The sequence below is a fragment of the Kistimonas ophiarachnellae genome (assembly GCF_057552235.1).
In genome coordinates, this window is sequence record NZ_BAAJPA010000013.1 from 146,594 (window position 1) to 163,005 (window position 16,412).

Genomic DNA, 16,412 nt, shown 5'->3' on the forward strand with positions numbered 1-16,412 from the left:
TGTCTGAATGGCACAGGGCTTTTTTTATAGCTCTGTGTGTTCAGACAGGGTTCGGGTGACCATTGACCGGATGGCCTGGCTGACAGCAATCAGGCCATCATCATCCACATAAGGTCCATGACCCGAAGGCAGGAAGCGCATATCTACCCGTGACGGGTCAATGCCGGGCCGGGAAAGGACATACTCAATGGCCCGAAAGGGAATCTGCAGGTCATAGATCCCGGCCAGCGCCAGTATGCGCAGTTGTCGCTGGGCCATCATGCTGGCAGTGATATCTTCGATGATGACATTCATGGTGTCGCCGGTCAGCTGTTGCCAGTCAACCAGTATTTTCGGGTTGAAGCTGACATAGGGTTGCTCTTTCTCTGGTTTCAGCTCGGTATGCAGGTACTCGCTGAACAGTGGGATATAGGTCTGGTTGATCAGGATGATCGGATTGATCAACGTACGGGCGCCGGTATAGACCTCGAAAGGAATATGAAACCGGCTGTCTTTCAGTGCGGGAATAATCTGGGCATTGCGCAGGGTGCTTTCAATAAAGTCGGTGGGCGAGGGACAGTAGCCATACGTCTGGAAATCCTGTTCAGTCATTCCGGTATAGCGAACCAGTGTACTGGAGAGGCTGACCGGGTACGGGGGGCGGCCATGGTATCCATTGATCATGGCAGGCAGGTAGGTATTGTCGCTGAAACTTTTCAGGTTGTTCAGGAACCGGTCAAGGCTCGTGTTTTGTTCCGCAGACAACCCGTGATACCGGGCGGTTACCGCATAGGACTGCAGGTTCCAGTTACAACACAGGGCATCCACCGTATCGGTGCAGCTGTAGAACAGGTGAGGCGCCAGCAGAATCATGCCGGAAACCGGTAATCCCTGCTGAATCAGCTCCCGTGTCACTTTGACCGCCCGGGCGCCGCCATAACTTTCTCCCAGCACAAAGCGTGGCTGGCGCCAGAGGTGGTAGCGTTTGACATATTGGCTGATGGTGTCGGCCAGTACTTTGGCATCACGGTCGCTGTTGAAGTAGTACTGGAGATTGTCTTTGTCCGTTGAGCCTGAAAATCCCGTACCCGGCGGGTCGATCAGGACAATGTCCACGATATCCAGCAGGCATTCCGGGTTATCTTCCAGGCTGGCGGCCAGTGGGTCACCCGTATCAGGGCTGTTCCTGAGGTTGATGCGTTTTGGTCCCAGCAGGCCCATATGCAGAGTCATGCCGGAAGCCCCGGGGCCGCCACTCCAGGCAAAGAGTGTGGGCCGGTTTGTCTGCTCACTCTCAGCGTTGTCGGCGGGAACCTGGTGATAGCGCCAGGCATGGATGTCGACAGCGGGACGAATGCCCAGGGCCGGTATCGCAAAAGATTCCAGTGTGACCTGGTAAGCCACCTGTTGCCCTCCGCAATGGGCATAGCGCACATTGTCTTCTTTTTCAGGTGGTATCACTTCTTCTTCTGCAGTCACCGCAGGTTGATAGAAACAAAATAAGAGTGTCAGGCTGGCAGCAGCCATCGCTGGCAGGCGCATCAATGAAGACCTCACGGAATATATGGATACTGGTGTGTCAGGAAGCCATTGCCTGAAAGGTGTCTGGCATGAGCACTGCAACAGCATAGTTCAGCACGTGCAATTTGCCCTTCATGCGGAAATATCGGAGGAATATGCTGGTGGCGACTGTCCGGCACGGAGGTATGTCGATATGATCCGGGGAGGGAGAAAGCTCCGATAAAGCCAGCAGGGGCTGGCTGGAACAATAAACATAACTATCCAATGGAAGTCATAAGTCGTATATGAAAAAAAGCACGCTCGCATCCGACGGTCTGCTGATCGTGACAGCCGCTATCTGGGGACTGGCGTTTGTTGCCCAGCGGGTCGGGATGGACCACATGGGGCCCTACGCATTCAATGCCATCCGTTTTTTTGTTGGCGCCTGTTCACTGCTGCCTGTGCTTGTCTGGCTGCGACGACGGGAGCAGGGCGGCAACCTGGTTGTCAGTAAATCCCTGCTACTGGGAGGGGTGGCAATGGGGGGGCTGCTGTTTGCGGGGGCGTCATTGCAGCAGGTCGGGCTTTTGTATACAACGGCTGGCAACGCCGGTTTTATTACCGGGCTTTACATTGTGCTGGTGCCGGTGATCGGGTTACTTTGGGGACAGAAAACCGGCCTGAATACCTGGGTGGGTATGGTACTGGCAATGATCGGGCTTTACCTCCTGACCCTGCATGGTGATGTCACCCTCAACAAAGGTGACCTTTTGATGCTGATCGGTGCGTTATTCTGGGCTCTGCATGTATTGTTGATTGGCTGGCTGGCGCCCCGGCACAGCGGGTTGCTGCTGGCTGTCATCCAGTTTCTGACCTGTTCAGGGCTCAGTCTCGCCGTTGCCCTGACAACAGAAGAGATCACCATGAGCGGTGTTCAGGGCGCGTGGGCGGCTATTGCCTTTGCCGGCATCATGTCGACAGGCGTGGCGTATACCCTGCAGATTATTGCCCAGAAAAAAGCACCGGCAGCGCACGCTTCCATCATCCTTAGTCTGGAAGCTGTTTTTGCAGTACTGGGCGGTTGGTGGCTGCTGGATGAAACCGTTACGCTGCAAACCTTTACCGGTTGCGCAGTGATGCTGGCAGGTATGTTGATATCACAGGTTAATGTGCAGCTGCTGAGACGCTGGCTGAGCAAAACGCCCGCCGCGTCAGCCAGCTGATCAGTTGAAGTAATTCTCCAGCTTTTCTGCTGACAGTGACGGGCTGCCCTTGCCATTGGCATGGGCGGCCCGCATAAGCCGGGTAATTGTCTGGTTAGCGGGTGTGGCAACACCGATCTTTTCACCCAGGCGAATGACTGCGCCATTGATGTAATCCACTTCCGGCTCCCGTCCCCGCTGCAGGTCTTCCCACATGGAGGACCGGGCGTTGTCATCCATTTTCAGCATGGCGCCGGCGATTTTTCTGAACAGGGGATCCGGTAGCGTCAGAATCAGTGGTAGCAGGTTCGGGATCACCTTGCCGGTTTTTGCCGGTCGGATATTGGCCACGCGCAATACCGTGAGTGTTTCACGGATACAGGCCGCAAGCACTCTGCGGTAAGCCTGTTGTGCCAGTTGCTGCCTCAGTGGCAGTCCTGACAGGGCGTTAATGGCGTTATTCAGGTTGAGCAGTAATTTACCCCAGAGAATGCTGCTGATGTCCCTGTGTGTTTCGGTTGTTAATCCTGCCTTATCCAGCGCGTGTTGCAGTGGCAGCGTATCTGTCGACTCTTCCAGTATGATGGTGCCCTCTGTGCCACGGTGAAACGTGGTCTGGTTCACTTGGATAATGTTGAACGGCACCATGCCGCCAGTGACCCGGTAACCAGGCAGCAGCCGACGCAATATCGCTGTATTCTCAATACCGTTCTGCAGGCTGATAACCGCCGGGTAGTGGCCGCAGTAGTCCCGTATTGTTGATCCTGCTGTCTCGGTATCACGGCTTTTGACGGTGACCAGGATCAGGTCGGCATCCGATAAAATGGCAGGGTCTGTGCTGAAGGTAATGTGTTCCGGAGGCAGATGGGTTTCTGTTCCGTCCAGTTCTGACAGGCGCACTCCGGACGCCATGATGGCCTTCTGTAGCGCAGGGCGACCGTAAAAAATGACATCATAACCGGCGGCAAGGAGCTTACCGCCAATGAAACAGCCGATGGAGCCGGCTCCAAATATCGCAATGCGTGACGTCATGTCGTGGCTCTCTGTCAGATCCGTTGTCCATTGCTGCAGTGACGATGGCCATCTGCCGACAATTGGGAGGGTACATCGTTGTTGTTTGTGTATCGGTATAGAAACGAAATTCAGCGTAGCAGGATTTCCTGGGGGATGTCACCACCAGGGTGACAGGTACGCTTTCGGCATTTGTGCACGCCCGGATGATTTCATCCCATCATAGACGCTGGATCTGGCATCACCGTTCGTTAATGCGTATTTTTAAATGATCACAGGGGGATGAATGATCCAGCCGGCAGTTTTGTCGGTTAGCCCGGATAACCGGTTCAGGTGAGGCAAACAGAATGACACTGGCAATTTTTTCACAGCTTGGTTCAGGGTATGCAACGGAAAAGGCATTTGTCGCCATCGCGGGGGATGGCGCCATGCCCGGAGATGGCAATGCATTAACCGTTACTTCACCGATTGATGGCAAAGACCTCACCCGGGGAAACATGGCCAGTGCGCAACAGGTCGACAGCGTCATCCGGCAGGCACAGCATGCTTTTGAGCGCTTGCGGACAGTGCCTGCCCCCGTGCGAGGGGAGTTCGTCCGCCGTATTGGTGAAGTGGCCCGCGAGCACAAAGAGGCGCTGGCAGAAGTCATCAGTCTTGAAGCTGGCAAAATTACCCAGGAAGCCTTGGGTGAAGTCCAGGAATGGATCGATATCTGTGATTTTGCCACCGGGCTTTCCCGTCAATTATACGGTTTGACCATTGCCAGTGAACGGCCGGGACACCGGATGATGGAACAATGGCACCCATTGGGGCCGGTGGCGGTGATTACGGCGTTCAATTTTCCCATGGCGGTCTGGGCATGGAACGCCATGCTGGGGATTGTTTGTGGCAACACGATGATCTGGAAACCGTCCGAGAAAACCCCGCTGTGCGCGCTGGCGGTACAGGCCGTGGTCGACAAGGTGCTGGATTCCATGCCGGAGATTCCCCGTTCTGTTTCAACGGTGGTTGTGGGTGACCGGGACGTGGGGGAACAACTCAGCGCAGATAACCGGATTCCCCTGGTGTCGGCCACGGGTTCCATTCCCATGGGCAAAAAAGTGGCGCAGACCGTCGGCGCCAGGCTGGGGCGGTCTTTACTCGAGCTTGGGGGGAACAATGCCATGATTCTTGCCCCGTCGGCTGACATGGACCTGGCGCTCCGGGCGATCGTTTTTTCTGCGGTCGGAACGGCTGGGCAACGCTGCACCAGTCTGCGTCGGTTGATCTGTCACAGTTCATTGGTTGACAAGGTCTGCCATCGCCTGGTCAAAGCCTATCAGACATTACCGATTGGCGATCCGATGGCGGCGGGTACCCTGGTCGGCCCTTTGATTGATCAGCAATCTTTCAACGCCATGCAACTGGCATTGGGGGAAGCCCAACGGGAAGGCGGGCAGTTGCTGTTTGGTGGTGACCAGGTATTGCATGATGTGCCGGCAGGCGGCTTCTATGTACGCCCTGCCATTGTGAAGATCCGGCATGATGCAGACATTGTTCACCATGAGACATTTGCACCGATTCTGTATGTCATGGAATACGACGATATGGATGAAGCCATTGCTATCCATAACGGCGTCCCTCAAGGATTGTCTTCGGCGATCTTTACCGAAAACCTGCGGGAGGCAGAACAGTTCCTTTCGCCAGCGGGCTCTGACTGCGGTATCGCCAATGTGAATATTGGTACGTCTGGCGCCGAAATTGGCGGTGCGTTTGGCGGTGAGAAGGAAACCGGTGGTGGTCGGGAGTCAGGCAGTGATGCATGGAAAAACTACATGCGTCGTGCCACAAACACGATCAACTATGGTGGTGAATTACCGCTTGCCCAGGGTATTGAGTTTGGTTGACAGGGGCTAAGACGCCTGGCAGATAAGCGCCGCCAGGCGTCAGTCTTTGTGCTTACAGCGTGTTTTTGTAAATATGCCCATCCTTCATGATGACTTTCAGGTTGTGTTCCGGCTGTTGCAATACGTCGATGTCTTCCAGCGGGTTGCCATCCAGCATCAGCAGGTCTGCCCGGTAGCCTGCCGCCAGGGTGCCGATCTGATCGGACAGGTTAAATAACTCAGCAGCTTTTACGGTCGCGGACTGTATCAGTGCAGCGGGGGGGATGATCGCTTTGCGAAGCGTGAATTCCTGAAGTTGTGACTTATGCATGCTGCCCAGCAAGTCGGTGCCGAAGACAATGTTCACCTTCGCCTGCCAGGCTGCCTCCAATGCCTCCAGGCCCGCATCCAGAACCCGGTAAACTTTCTTCTGCAGCGCTTCAGGCATGCCCGCTTCCACACCTTCTCGCGCCAGCCGGTCATAGGTTGACAGGGTGGGTACCAGGAAGGCTTTTTTTTGTTTGAGCAGTGCTAACCCGTCCTGTTCTATCAGGTTGCCATGTTCGATGGAGCGAACACCGCATTCCAGTGCCCGCACAATGGCCCGGTTGGTGTAGGCATGGGCCATTACATAAAGGTTGGCGGCCTCTGCCTCCTCGACAGCCGCCTGAATTTCATCCTCTGAAAACTGGGTGCTGGTGATGCGGTCTGTTGGCGATGCGACGCCTCCGGATACCATGAGTTTGATCTGGTGAGCGCCTTTGCGGATTTCATCACGACAGGTGCGACGTACATCGGCAACACCATCGCAGACTCTCCCGAGGCCCGCGCAGCAGAAGCAGTGGTCGGCCTGATCGTCACCCGGCAGGCGCATATCACCATGCCCGCCTGTCTGGGAGATGGCATGGCCACAAAAGAGCAGGCGGGGGCCGATCATCAGGCCTTCTTCAATGGCTTTTGCAAAACCGTAATCCGCACCGCCAGCATCCCGTACTGTGGTAAAGCCCCGCATAAGCATATCGTGCACAATGCCGGCAGCATGGGCGGCCACGTAAGAGGTTGGCCAGTGGCGCAGTGCGACAAAGTTCGGTGTCGCCGCTGTAATATGCACATGGGCATCGCAGAGGCCCGGCATGACGACGCGTCCTGCGGCATCAAGGGTCATAGCCGCCGGGGAGTCGGGAACGTCATCGCTGACGGCATGAATGCGGCCCCCTTGAATGTCCAGACATTGTTTTGGCTGCAGACAGCCATTTGCAGCATCCAGAATATGAGCGTTGGTAATTCGAATGATTGCCAAGGATATGCTCCTGCAGACGGTTAACGATCAGATTGATCTGGCGCCCTGCAGGATAGTTCATGGAGGAGCGGGCCTGTTTTTATCCCTTTATGACCGGAAGGTCGAGCATTGTGGTCATGGTGTCCCGGTGGTTCCGTGGAATAATACGCAGCGTAAAAACAAGAATAATGACAGAGACCGTTGTATGGATTTTGATATCAACCTTCTGCTGTTGCTGTTGACACCGCTTTACCTGGTGACCATCGGTGCAGAGTTTCTTTATCTTCGCAGGCGCCGGAATGATTTTCCGGAAAGCGCCCGCTATTCGCTGGCGGATACCGTGTCCAACGCCATGCTGGCAGGCATGTATCAGCTGGTGGAGGCGCTCACCGGTGTGATGGTCATTGCTGTCTACTACTGGCTATTTGACTTCCGTCTGTTCGAGATCCCGGTGGCAGCCTGGTCGATTGCCCTGTTGTTTGTGCTGCAGGATTTCTTCTACTACTGGTTTCATCGTGCCTGCCATAACATCCGCTGGATGTGGGCGGCGCATGTCGTCCATCATTCGTCGGAGAAACTGAATTTTTCCACGGCGTTCCGTCAGAGCCTGATGTATCCGGTAGCGGGGATGTGGGTATTCTGGACACCGATGGTGGTGTTAGGGTTTCCACCGGAGACAGTGATAGCCGTCGTACTGATGAACCTGTTCTACCAGTTCTTTATTCATACCCAGGTAATTCCCAGGCTGGGTTGGTTTGAGTGGATCTTTAATACACCTGGCCATCATCGTCTGCATCATGCACGTAATCCGTCGTATATTGACCGAAACTTCGGCGGCATCCTGATTATCTGGGATCGGTTGTTCGGCACCTTTGTCGATGAGAAACCGGGTGAAGCCTGCGAATATGGTATTACCCGCCAGATCCATTCCCATAATCCCATCACACTGTCGTTTCATGAATGGCGCGACATGCTGAGAGATGCCTTTGCGCCGGGAAAGCGCATGGGGCAGCGGCTCAGGCACCTTTTTGGTTATCCGGACTGGCAGCCGGATGACACATCGCCTGAACAATCGCAGACGTCCACACTGGAGAAGGTGGAACCAAGGCTTTAAATCGGTGCGTTGATTGTGCCATTATGAATTCCCTGTGCAGAAACGATGCTGCACCCAGGCTTTAATCATGGGCAGTTTGCCCGGATCCGCCGCCACGGGTTGATCTGGTGTGAAACTTGCTCATGAGCTCCCCCGGATGGCCGTGGGAGTGCCGGCGGTCATAACAACAATAAAGCAAGCAGGGAATTATCATGAGCAAGACTCTTCTGAAGCAGAGCCTCCTGTCTGTCGCTGTAGCCGGCGCCATGGGCATGGCCAGTGTGGCCCAGGCCGATGTGGTGATTGGCGTAGCCGGCCCCCATACGGGTGCTTATGCGGCTTTTGGTGAACAGCTATGGAAAGGTGCGGAACAGGCCGCCAGGGATATCAATGCGAAAGGGGGCATTAACGGGGAGCCGATCAAACTGGTCAAGGCCGATGATGCCTGTGAGCCCAAACAGGCGATCAACGTGGCTAACCGGCTGGTCGATTCCGACGGCGTCGATTTTGTTATTGGTCACTTCTGCTCATCATCCAGTATCCCTGCTTCGAAGATTTACGATGAAGCGGGCGTCTTGATGATCACGCCGGCTTCCACCAATCCAAAACTCACGGAACAGGATTTTGACCAGGTCTTCCGTATCTGTGGTCGGGATGACCAGCAGGGAACGGTTGCCGCTGAACACATTGTCAACGAACTGGGCGCGACCAGGGTTGCCGTACTTCACGACAAGGACACCTATGGTCAGGGTCTGGCAGACGCCATGAAAGCCCATATGAACAAGCTGGGTGTGAAGGAAGTGCTGTACGAAGGCCTGACCCGTGGTGAGAAAGACTTCAATGCCCTGGTCACCAAGATCCGCTCCAGTAAGGCAGAAGTCGTCTACTTCGGTGGTTTACACTCGGAAGCAGGTCCGCTGGTGCGCCAGATGCGAGAGCAGGGCGTGGAAGCCGAGTTTATCTCCGGCGATGGCATTGTGTCTGAAGATTTTCTCAAGGCCGCCGGTGGTGCGACCTTTGTCAATGGCGTGCTGATGACCTTCGGTGCGGATCCCCGTCAGATCCCCGATGGCAGGGATGTCGTCAGTACTTTCCAGGAAACCGGCTACGAGCCTGAAGGTTACACCCTCTATTCCTATGCGGCGATGCAGGCTATTGTCGCAGGCGCAACGGCTGTTGACAGCACGGATGGCGCCGAGGTGGCTGCCTGGCTGAAGAACAACACCGTCTCTACCGTGCTCGGCAAGAAAGCCTTTGATGACAAGGGTGACCTGAAAGTCTCTGATTACGTCATGTACCAGTGGGGCAGTGACGGTTCTTACGGTCAGCTCTGATCCGGCCCGGGGCGCCGGGTAATCCCCTGTGCCCCGGCAGTTATACGACCGGGTGAGACGACCCGTCTATCCGGTAATAATAATTCAAGTCGTAACCGGTTAACGTATGGATCCCTCAATTATTCTTCAGCAGCTGATCAACGGGCTCACCCTGGGTTCTGTTTATGGGCTGATCGCCATCGGGTATACGATGGTTTACGGCATCATTGGCATGATTAATTTTGCCCATGGTGATGTTTATATGATCTCTGCTTACCTGACCGCCATCATCATTGCCATCCTGGCTTTCTTTGGTATTGAGTCTTTCCCCGTTATTTTGCTGGCGACACTGGCCTTTACCATTGTGATCAACGGGGTTTACGGCTGGACCATTGAGCGGGTGGCCTACCGGCCACTGCGCAGTTCTACACGACTTGCGCCGTTGATATCGGCCATCGGCATGTCGCTGGTGCTACAGAATTATGTGCAGATCAGCCAGGGCGCCAGGAACCAGGGCGTACCGGTTCTGCTGGAAGGCAGCATCCGCATCAATATGGGGGATGGTTTTATCCAGATGTCTTATATCCAGATGCTGATCGTCATCGCTGCATTGCTTGGAATGGGCGTGCTGACCTGGCTGATTCATCGAACCAGCCTGGGGCGTAAGTGCCGGGCAACCCAGCAGGACCGGAAGATGGCTTCGATCCTCGGCATCGATACCGACAAGGTGATCTCAACGGTATTTGTGATCGGTGCAGCCATGGCGGCGCTGGCCGGTGTGCTGGTGACCATGAACTATGGAACCTTCGACTTTTATGTCGGCTTTATTACCGGGATCAAGGCGTTTACCGCGGCTGTTCTCGGGGGAATCGGTTCGTTACCCGGCGCCATGCTGGGCGGTATTATCCTCGGGCTGTCGGAATCCCTGTTCTCCGGCATGATCAATACGGATTACAAGGATGTCTTTGCGTTCAGCCTGCTGGTGCTGATCATGATTTTCAAGCCAAGTGGTCTGCTGGGTAAGCCGGAAGTGGAGAAAGTCTGATGCAGTCAAGCGCACAAACCACCACCGCATCAGGCGCCATTGACTGGAAACGCAGCCTGATTGATACATCCGCGGCGGCATTACTGTCGCTGGTCATCTTCGGGCCGATGATCGGCTTTCTGCTGGACGGTTATGACTTCAGGTTACGGATGGAAACCCTGTTTGCTGTTGTCGGTGTGATTGCCATTGGGCGATTGGCGATGTCGCTGTTTGTTCAGACGGCAACGGGTCAATCACTGCTGCAGCGCTTTGGTGATCGAAAAACCGGTGTGTATGTCAAACCGGTCGGTGAAAAAAGCCATCTGCGCTATATCGTTCCACTGTTGTTTATTGCCGGTTTGATCTTTCCCTTTGTGGCAACTAAGTACTGGATCACCGTGGTGATTCTTGGCTTGATTTACGTACTGCTGGGTTTGGGGCTCAATATTGTGGTGGGTCTGGCAGGCCTGCTGGATCTGGGGTTTGTGGCCTTTTATGCCATCGGCGCCTATGGGTTGGCATTAGGCTATGAATACCTTGGGTTAGGGTTCTGGGCCATGCTACCCCTGGCAGCATTAATGGCTGCGGTGTTCGGTGCTTTGCTGGGGTTTCCGGTTCTGCGCATGCATGGGGATTACCTGGCGATCGTCACCCTTGGTTTCGGTGAAATTATCCGGCTGGTGCTGAATAACTGGACCGCCTTTACCGGCGGTCCCAATGGCATGTCAGCCCCTGCGCCAACCTTGTTTGGATTGGAATTCAAACGACGGGTCAAGGAGGGGACGCCGTTCCATGAGTTCTTTGGCCTGGAATACAGTTCCAACTACAAGTTTATCTTTATTTTCCTGGTCCTGCTGGCGTTGGTTTGGGTGGTGTTGCATATCAACCGTCGCCTTACGCGCATGCCGCTGGGTCGTGCCTGGGAAGCCCTGCGTGAGGATGAGATTGCCTGTCGCTCACTGGGGATCAACCACGTGGTGGTCAAGCTGTCAGCGTTCATGACGGGGGCGGCCATTGGCGGGATTGCCGGCGTTTTTTTTGCGACTTACCAGGGGTTTGTTAATCCTTCGTCGTTTACCTTCTTTGAATCCGCCCTGATTCTGGCCATTGTCGTATTGGGCGGGCTGGGATCTACCCGCGGTGTTGTCGTGGCGGCATTTGTGTTGACGATCCTGCCAGAGGTGTTGCGTGATTTCGCCGAATTCCGGGTGCTGATGTTCGGCGCATTGATGGTGCTGATGATGATCTGGCGGCCCCGTGGCCTGGTGCGGTTAAGCCGTGAAGCCCATGCCCGCCCTGAGGGGCAATCGCCTGCCGGTATGACGCCCGCGATGGGAGGTACGCAATGAGCACGGATATTCTCAAAGTCGATCAGCTGTCGATGCGGTTTGGTGGTATCAAGGCGCTGAGTGATGTGTCCTTTTCTGTCCGGCGGGGCAGTATAACTGCGCTGATTGGTCCCAATGGCGCGGGTAAAACCACGGTGTTCAATTGCCTGACCGGTTTTTACAAAGCGACAGAGGGTCGCATTGCACTCCATGCCAAAGGACGGGAGACCGATATTGGGCAGGTCCTGGGTGAAGCGTTTCGTCCTGGTGATTTTTTGAATCCGGCCCAACTGGGTTCACGGCTTTATTTCAAGATGTTCGGTGGGTCACACCAGGTCAACCGGGCGGGTATGGCCCGTACGTTCCAGAATATCCGCCTGTTCAAGGAAATGACGGTGCTGGAAAACCTGCTGGTCGCCATGCATATGCAGATGAATCGTGGCATGGTTTCCGGTCTGTTGAATACGGCGGGTTTTCAGCAATCCGAGACCAAAGGTCTGGAGAAGGCCTGGTACTGGTTGGGCATCATGAATCTTGCTGATCAGGCAAACCGACTGGCGGGCGAACTTCCCTATGGACAGCAGCGAAGGCTGGAGATTGCCCGCGCCATGTGCACAGGGCCGGACTTGGTTTGTCTGGATGAACCGGCGGCAGGTCTCAATCCTAACGAGACCGTGGAGCTGAGTGCCATGATTCGCCAGCTGCGTGATGACTTCGGCGTGACCGTCCTGCTGATTGAACACGATATGGGAATGGTCATGAACATATCAGACCATATTGTGGTACTGGATCATGGTGAGGTGATTGCCAGTGGCAAGCCCGCCGATATTCGCGATGATCCCCATGTGATTGGCGCCTACCTCGGCACAGACGAGGATGAATTGCTGGAAGCGGCTGTTTAAGGAGGGAATTATGAACACAACCCCAGCCCTGCTGGATATCCGCAATGTGGATACGTTTTACGGCCCGATTCAGGCGCTCCGAGATGTCTCATTAACGGTGCAGGAAGGTGAGATCGTCAGCCTGATTGGCGCCAATGGTGCCGGTAAGTCAACACTGTTGATGACGCTGTTTGCCCAGCCCAGGGCGTCCTCTGGCCAGATTCTGTTTGCCGGGGAAGATCTCCGCGATGTCAAAACACCGGATATCGCCAGTAAAGGGATCGCACTGGTGCCGGAAGGGCGTCATGTCTTCCCCCATATGACGGTGGAAGAGAACCTGATGATGGGAACCGTTGCCATAGGCACAGAACATGCTGAGGAAGACAAGGTGCGGATGTATGAGCTGTTCCCACGGCTCCGGGAGCGGTCAGGCCAGCGGGCTTCGACACTTTCTGGAGGCGAGCAGCAGATGCTGGCGATTGCCCGTGGCCTGATGAGCCGGCCTCGCCTGTTGTTACTGGATGAACCAAGCCTTGGGCTTGCGCCCATTATCGTCAAACAGATTTTCAGGATTCTTCGTGAGGTCGCCCGGCAGGGTATGACCATCTTTCTGGTGGAACAGAATGCCAACCATGCCCTGAAACTCGCTGATCGTGGTTATGTCATGGTTAATGGCGTGATACGGATGACGGGGACAGGGGCTGATCTGTTAACGAACAGTGAAGTCAGGGAAGCCTATCTCGGAGGTCATCAGGCAGCTTGATGAAGGGCTGCTAATTCATTAGCAGCGTCAGTTTTGTTGCTGGCGCTGCTGTCTTTTAATAATCATTGGATATGATGTAGTGAATGAGTGACTGAATGTGTTGGTTATGCTAACTGATGGAATTATTTTGTATTGAGAAATGAACTCTCTATATGTATTGAGTCAAATAAAGTGAATGGGTGAAAGATTCTTATTTTTAAATAATCTTTGGTTTTTGTTGTACGGAGATATTAATATGGCAAGTGCGATAGGTCCTACTGCAAATGGTACTGCTGGTATAGATCCTTCTACGGATGATAATAAATGCTGTTGTTTCGGGAGGACAGTTAAATCGGTCGGTGCAGTTTTATTTGGTATTTTGTTGTTTCCTATAGCAGGTATTGTTAACGGGATAGCTTATTGTAATCAAGAAAGACAAGACTCTCCTAATAAAAGTGGTGCTGAGGTCAGGTGGGAAGGATTTCAAGTATTCCTGATGTGTTTGCCAATTATAGGTTCCGCCGTTATTTTTGCAACACTGATTAAAGAGAACTATGAAGGCGGTGCATGCGCACAGGTAACAGCATTTTTTGCCGGTTTGTTAATCCTGCCAGCACTTATTGGTGTGGCAATTATCGGAGCAGAGAAAGCTGGTAGCAAATGTGAAGCATTTGGCTGGTTTTTATTTAGTATTCCAATTGTTGGGCCTGGTTTTCTCACGAAATCTTTTTTGGTTGATGGTGACAGTGATTAAGACTTTGTGTCGTATCCTGAGTGCTTATTTATAAAGAGTGTTTGTGAAAGATGGATGCAACAATTACTGTTAATGACAATAATATAAGTAATGTTAATAGCGAAAATAGTGGGCCGTCTTGTCGTGAGAAAACGGCTCTCTTTTTTAAGCGAACAGCTAAAGTTTTGGCGGTGGTCTCGATTTTTATTTTGAGTTTTGTGCTTTTTCCTGTTGTCGGTATTATTTGTGCTGTTGAACAATATAAGCAACACATTGATAAGAAACCCGAAGAACGTTGCGTTGCTCTTATTCTCGCAATAAGGCATTTTTTCCTACCCGTTCCAGTTCTCGGCTCGATTGTTTATGGAATTAGTCGTTGTATCCATGCAAGAAATCCAGACGCTGCCTGTGCACTGGATAAAGAATACAGCACGGCAGCTGAAGTGTTTGCTTATATTCCACTTTTGAACTCTGGCCTCCATGGAATGAATGCGCTCTTCTATCTGGGAATGCCAGATAGGGCATTAGATCTGTAATTGCGTTCTATACTGGCTTGTCTCATATTTCTTATCGTATGAAAGTCAGCCATGCCCTTGAATCTTCCTGATGTCAATATTAAAGCGGAAACGAGAGCGTTATATTCTGCAAGAACGCGTTTGCCACAGCCTGCCGGTACCGAGTTTTATGGTTTGGAACCTGTCCCTGTAAACCTCAGGGTGGGCGGTGTTTGGCCTCTGTTTAATATTTTTTCCAACCTTTTCATCAATCCGGGGACACTGATTACCTCCGGTATGATGATCATGGCTGGGTTGTCATTTCAGGCGACGGTCCTGCTTCAGGTGGTTTCGGTAATGCTGGGGATGATTCCTTTTCTGCTCTTTGCCCGGGCCGGCGTCAGGTATGGTATACCCGGGCAGGTATTATGCCGGGCAGTGTTCGGTATCCGTGGCTCAAAATGGCTGACATCGCTATTGCGTCTGCTGTGCTCGATTTACTGGTTTGCCTTTCAGACCGCCGCCGGTTCTCTGGCCATAGAGGCGATCTTGCGAAACTGCTTCCAGCTGTACCTGCCGCTTTGGGTCATTTCCCTGAATTTCGCGCTGTTTCAAGGTGTGGTGGCCATCGTGGGTTATTCCTGGTTGAAGGGGGTGTCAACGTTGGCCTTTCCCCTGAAGTTGGCCTGTTTTTCGGTACTCAGTCTCTATCTGTACCGCTATGGTGGCGAAGAAGCCAGTATCGAAGTCGTCTTGCAGTGGCCGGGTTACCATTGGCACTGGCCTTTGATTGCGACCTGGCTAAATACCATTGTCAGTACATGCTTTACCTGTGTCACGGATGCCTCAGATTTTACGCGTTATACCCGTTCTGAAAGGTCGCTTTGGGTGGGTACGCTGACCGGTTCCCTCGTGGGTATTATTATTGGTGCAGCGTTTGGCGCTTATGCCGTGGTGGCAGGTAAGGCGACGAGTATCAACCCGTTTGAAACCGTCACCCAGCTGCAGCCGGGGGGGCTTATTATCCTGTTGATCATGCTGGTGATTTTTCTGGATAACTGGACGATCAATGTCATTAATCTTTATACCGGTGGGCTTTCATTATGTAACAGTGTTGAGTGGCTTGGTCGTTTCTGGGCAACCGCAATTGTTGTGTTGGTGGCATCTGCATTATCATGTTTTCCCTTTCTGATTCATCGCTATACGGACGTTATGGCGCATGTTGGTGCCTTTTTTGCGCCAATTACAGCGGTTATGCTGGTCTGGTATTTTTATGGATTCTCACGATTGAATGTCACGGCTCTTTATCAGAAGAGCGGTGATTACTGGTACAGATCAGGATTTAATCTTTTTGCCTGTTTATTGGCTCCTTTAGGATTGCTAGTTAAATTATGGATGCCTGTAACTGTTCTACCTTCAATTCTTATATTATGCATCGTAATGATGATTTATGGGGTAGCTATTCATTGGCGAGAGTCGGTTAATGAGTCGCGCTGAGAATCTTTATTTTTTAAATTCAGGTTTTTTATCTGTCAGTTGATTGCTGAGTTATTGCAATAAACTGAGGAGTCATTGAATTGATATTGGATTCTTTGGCGGCAATAACATCTTTAAGTGATGTTATGCGTCATCTGAATGGATTGGTAGCGGGGGCCGGATTTGAACCGACGACCTTCGGGTTATGAGCCCGACGAGCTACCAGGCTGCTCCACCCCGCACCGAAAAAGACAAGACGCACATTGTGTTGGTAGCGGGGGCCGGATTTGAACCGACGACCTTCGGGTTATGAGCCCGACGAGCTACCAGGCTGCTCCACCCCGCACCGAAAAGATAAAACGCACATTGTGTTGGTAGCGGGGGCCGGATTTGAACCGACGACCTTCGGGTTATGAGCCCGACGAGCTACCAGGCTGCTCCACCCCGCACCGAAAAAGACAAGACGCACAATGTGTTGGTAGCGGGGGCCGG

General features: G+C 53.2%; 14 protein-coding genes and 3 tRNA genes. 11 read left to right on the top strand and 6 right to left on the bottom strand.

Annotated features, from left to right (window positions below):
* Positions 1-24 precede the first annotated feature (24 nt).
* Positions 25-1,521, bottom strand: a complete 1,497-nt coding sequence (locus AC27K1_RS16675) for a S10 family serine carboxypeptidase-like protein (RefSeq protein WP_487151935.1) — start codon at positions 1,519-1,521, stop codon at positions 25-27.
* Positions 1,522-1,784: 263 nt separating this feature from the next.
* On the opposite strand from AC27K1_RS16675, the gene AC27K1_RS16680 reads away from it, so the two are divergent.
* The gene (locus AC27K1_RS16680) at positions 1,785-2,702 is read left to right on the top strand and encodes a DMT family transporter (protein WP_487151936.1); all 918 of its coding nucleotides are present in this window, start codon (positions 1,785-1,787) and stop codon (positions 2,700-2,702) included.
* Here the strand turns inward: AC27K1_RS16680 and AC27K1_RS16685 are convergent, their stop codons facing one another.
* Positions 2,703-3,713 (bottom strand): 2-dehydropantoate 2-reductase, encoded by a 1,011-nt coding sequence (locus AC27K1_RS16685; protein WP_487151937.1) that lies wholly within the window; start codon positions 3,711-3,713, stop codon positions 2,703-2,705.
* A 326-nt stretch (positions 3,714-4,039) separates the two neighbouring features.
* Between AC27K1_RS16685 and amaB the strand changes: the two genes are divergently transcribed.
* Positions 4,040-5,578, top strand: coding sequence for an L-piperidine-6-carboxylate dehydrogenase (gene amaB / locus AC27K1_RS16690; RefSeq protein WP_487151938.1), 1,539 nt, complete (start codon positions 4,040-4,042; stop codon positions 5,576-5,578).
* Positions 5,579-5,630: 52 nt separating this feature from the next.
* Here the strand turns inward: amaB and AC27K1_RS16695 are convergent, their stop codons facing one another.
* Positions 5,631-6,857 carry a metal-dependent hydrolase family protein gene (locus AC27K1_RS16695; protein WP_487151939.1) on the bottom strand — a complete coding sequence of 409 codons (1,227 nt, stop codon included), beginning with the start codon at positions 6,855-6,857 and terminating at the stop codon, positions 5,631-5,633.
* Between AC27K1_RS16695 and AC27K1_RS16700 the strand changes: the two genes are divergently transcribed.
* From AC27K1_RS16700 to AC27K1_RS16740, 9 genes are all read left to right on the top strand, one after another.
* Positions 6,847-7,950: a sterol desaturase family protein gene (locus AC27K1_RS16700; RefSeq protein ID WP_487151940.1), complete on the top strand. Its 1,104-nt coding sequence runs from the start codon at positions 6,847-6,849 to the stop codon at positions 7,948-7,950. The genes AC27K1_RS16695 and AC27K1_RS16700 overlap by 11 nt on opposite strands.
* Before the next feature lie 191 nt (positions 7,951-8,141).
* On the top strand, positions 8,142-9,263 hold the full coding sequence (locus tag AC27K1_RS16705; RefSeq protein ID WP_487151941.1) for a branched-chain amino acid ABC transporter substrate-binding protein: 1,122 nt from the start codon (positions 8,142-8,144) through the stop codon (positions 9,261-9,263).
* A gap of 106 nt (positions 9,264-9,369) precedes the next feature.
* On the top strand, positions 9,370-10,287 hold the full coding sequence (locus tag AC27K1_RS16710; RefSeq protein ID WP_487151942.1) for an ABC transporter permease subunit: 918 nt from the start codon (positions 9,370-9,372) through the stop codon (positions 10,285-10,287).
* Positions 10,287-11,615 (top strand): high-affinity branched-chain amino acid ABC transporter permease LivM, encoded by a 1,329-nt coding sequence (gene livM / locus AC27K1_RS16715; protein ID WP_487151943.1) that lies wholly within the window; start codon positions 10,287-10,289, stop codon positions 11,613-11,615. Before AC27K1_RS16710 ends, livM begins: the two co-directional genes overlap by 1 nt.
* On the top strand, positions 11,612-12,496 hold the full coding sequence (locus AC27K1_RS16720) for an ABC transporter ATP-binding protein (protein ID WP_487151944.1): 885 nt from the start codon (positions 11,612-11,614) through the stop codon (positions 12,494-12,496). Before livM ends, AC27K1_RS16720 begins: the two co-directional genes overlap by 4 nt.
* 10 nt (positions 12,497-12,506) lie before the next feature.
* Positions 12,507-13,238, top strand: coding sequence for an ABC transporter ATP-binding protein (locus AC27K1_RS16725; protein WP_487151945.1), 732 nt, complete (start codon positions 12,507-12,509; stop codon positions 13,236-13,238).
* Positions 13,239-13,413: 175 nt separating this feature from the next.
* Complete coding sequence (locus AC27K1_RS16730) at positions 13,414-13,971, top strand: hypothetical protein (protein ID WP_487151946.1); 558 nt, start codon at positions 13,414-13,416, stop codon at positions 13,969-13,971.
* Positions 13,972-14,021: 50 nt separating this feature from the next.
* A complete protein-coding gene (locus AC27K1_RS16735; protein ID WP_487151947.1) occupies positions 14,022-14,486 on the top strand; it encodes a hypothetical protein in 465 nt (154 codons plus the stop codon).
* A 51-nt stretch (positions 14,487-14,537) separates the two neighbouring features.
* Complete coding sequence (locus AC27K1_RS16740) at positions 14,538-15,941, top strand: purine-cytosine permease family protein (protein ID WP_487151948.1); 1,404 nt, start codon at positions 14,538-14,540, stop codon at positions 15,939-15,941.
* 144 nt (positions 15,942-16,085) lie between these two features.
* Here AC27K1_RS16740 and AC27K1_RS16745 read toward each other — a convergent pair.
* From AC27K1_RS16745 to AC27K1_RS16755, 3 genes are all read right to left on the bottom strand, one after another.
* Positions 16,086-16,162, bottom strand: a tRNA-Met gene (locus AC27K1_RS16745).
* 27 nt (positions 16,163-16,189) lie between these two features.
* A tRNA-Met gene (locus tag AC27K1_RS16750) sits at positions 16,190-16,266 on the bottom strand.
* A 26-nt stretch (positions 16,267-16,292) separates the two neighbouring features.
* Positions 16,293-16,369: transfer RNA gene (locus AC27K1_RS16755), tRNA-Met, on the bottom strand.
* Positions 16,370-16,412 lie beyond the last annotated feature (43 nt).

What these genes read in the sequence shown, in the direction of transcription:
- AC27K1_RS16675 (WP_487151935.1), bottom strand. Translation starts at nt 1,521, where the DNA reads ATGCGCCTGCCAGCGATGGCTGCTGCCAGCCTGACACTCTTATTTTGT.
- AC27K1_RS16680 (WP_487151936.1), top strand. Translation starts at nt 1,785, where the DNA reads ATGAAAAAAAGCACGCTCGCATCCGACGGTCTGCTGATCGTGACAGCC.
- AC27K1_RS16685 (WP_487151937.1), bottom strand. Translation starts at nt 3,713, where the DNA reads ATGACGTCACGCATTGCGATATTTGGAGCCGGCTCCATCGGCTGTTTC.
- amaB (WP_487151938.1), top strand. Translation starts at nt 4,040, where the DNA reads ATGACACTGGCAATTTTTTCACAGCTTGGTTCAGGGTATGCAACGGAA.
- AC27K1_RS16700 (WP_487151940.1), top strand. Translation starts at nt 6,847, where the DNA reads ATGATTGCCAAGGATATGCTCCTGCAGACGGTTAACGATCAGATTGAT.
- AC27K1_RS16705 (WP_487151941.1), top strand. Translation starts at nt 8,142, where the DNA reads ATGAGCAAGACTCTTCTGAAGCAGAGCCTCCTGTCTGTCGCTGTAGCC.
- AC27K1_RS16710 (WP_487151942.1), top strand. Translation starts at nt 9,370, where the DNA reads ATGGATCCCTCAATTATTCTTCAGCAGCTGATCAACGGGCTCACCCTG.
- livM (WP_487151943.1), top strand. Translation starts at nt 10,287, where the DNA reads ATGCAGTCAAGCGCACAAACCACCACCGCATCAGGCGCCATTGACTGG.
- AC27K1_RS16720 (WP_487151944.1), top strand. Translation starts at nt 11,612, where the DNA reads ATGAGCACGGATATTCTCAAAGTCGATCAGCTGTCGATGCGGTTTGGT.
- AC27K1_RS16725 (WP_487151945.1), top strand. Translation starts at nt 12,507, where the DNA reads ATGAACACAACCCCAGCCCTGCTGGATATCCGCAATGTGGATACGTTT.
- AC27K1_RS16730 (WP_487151946.1), top strand. Translation starts at nt 13,414, where the DNA reads ATGGGTGAAAGATTCTTATTTTTAAATAATCTTTGGTTTTTGTTGTAC.
- AC27K1_RS16735 (WP_487151947.1), top strand. Translation starts at nt 14,022, where the DNA reads ATGGATGCAACAATTACTGTTAATGACAATAATATAAGTAATGTTAAT.
- AC27K1_RS16740 (WP_487151948.1), top strand. Translation starts at nt 14,538, where the DNA reads ATGCCCTTGAATCTTCCTGATGTCAATATTAAAGCGGAAACGAGAGCG.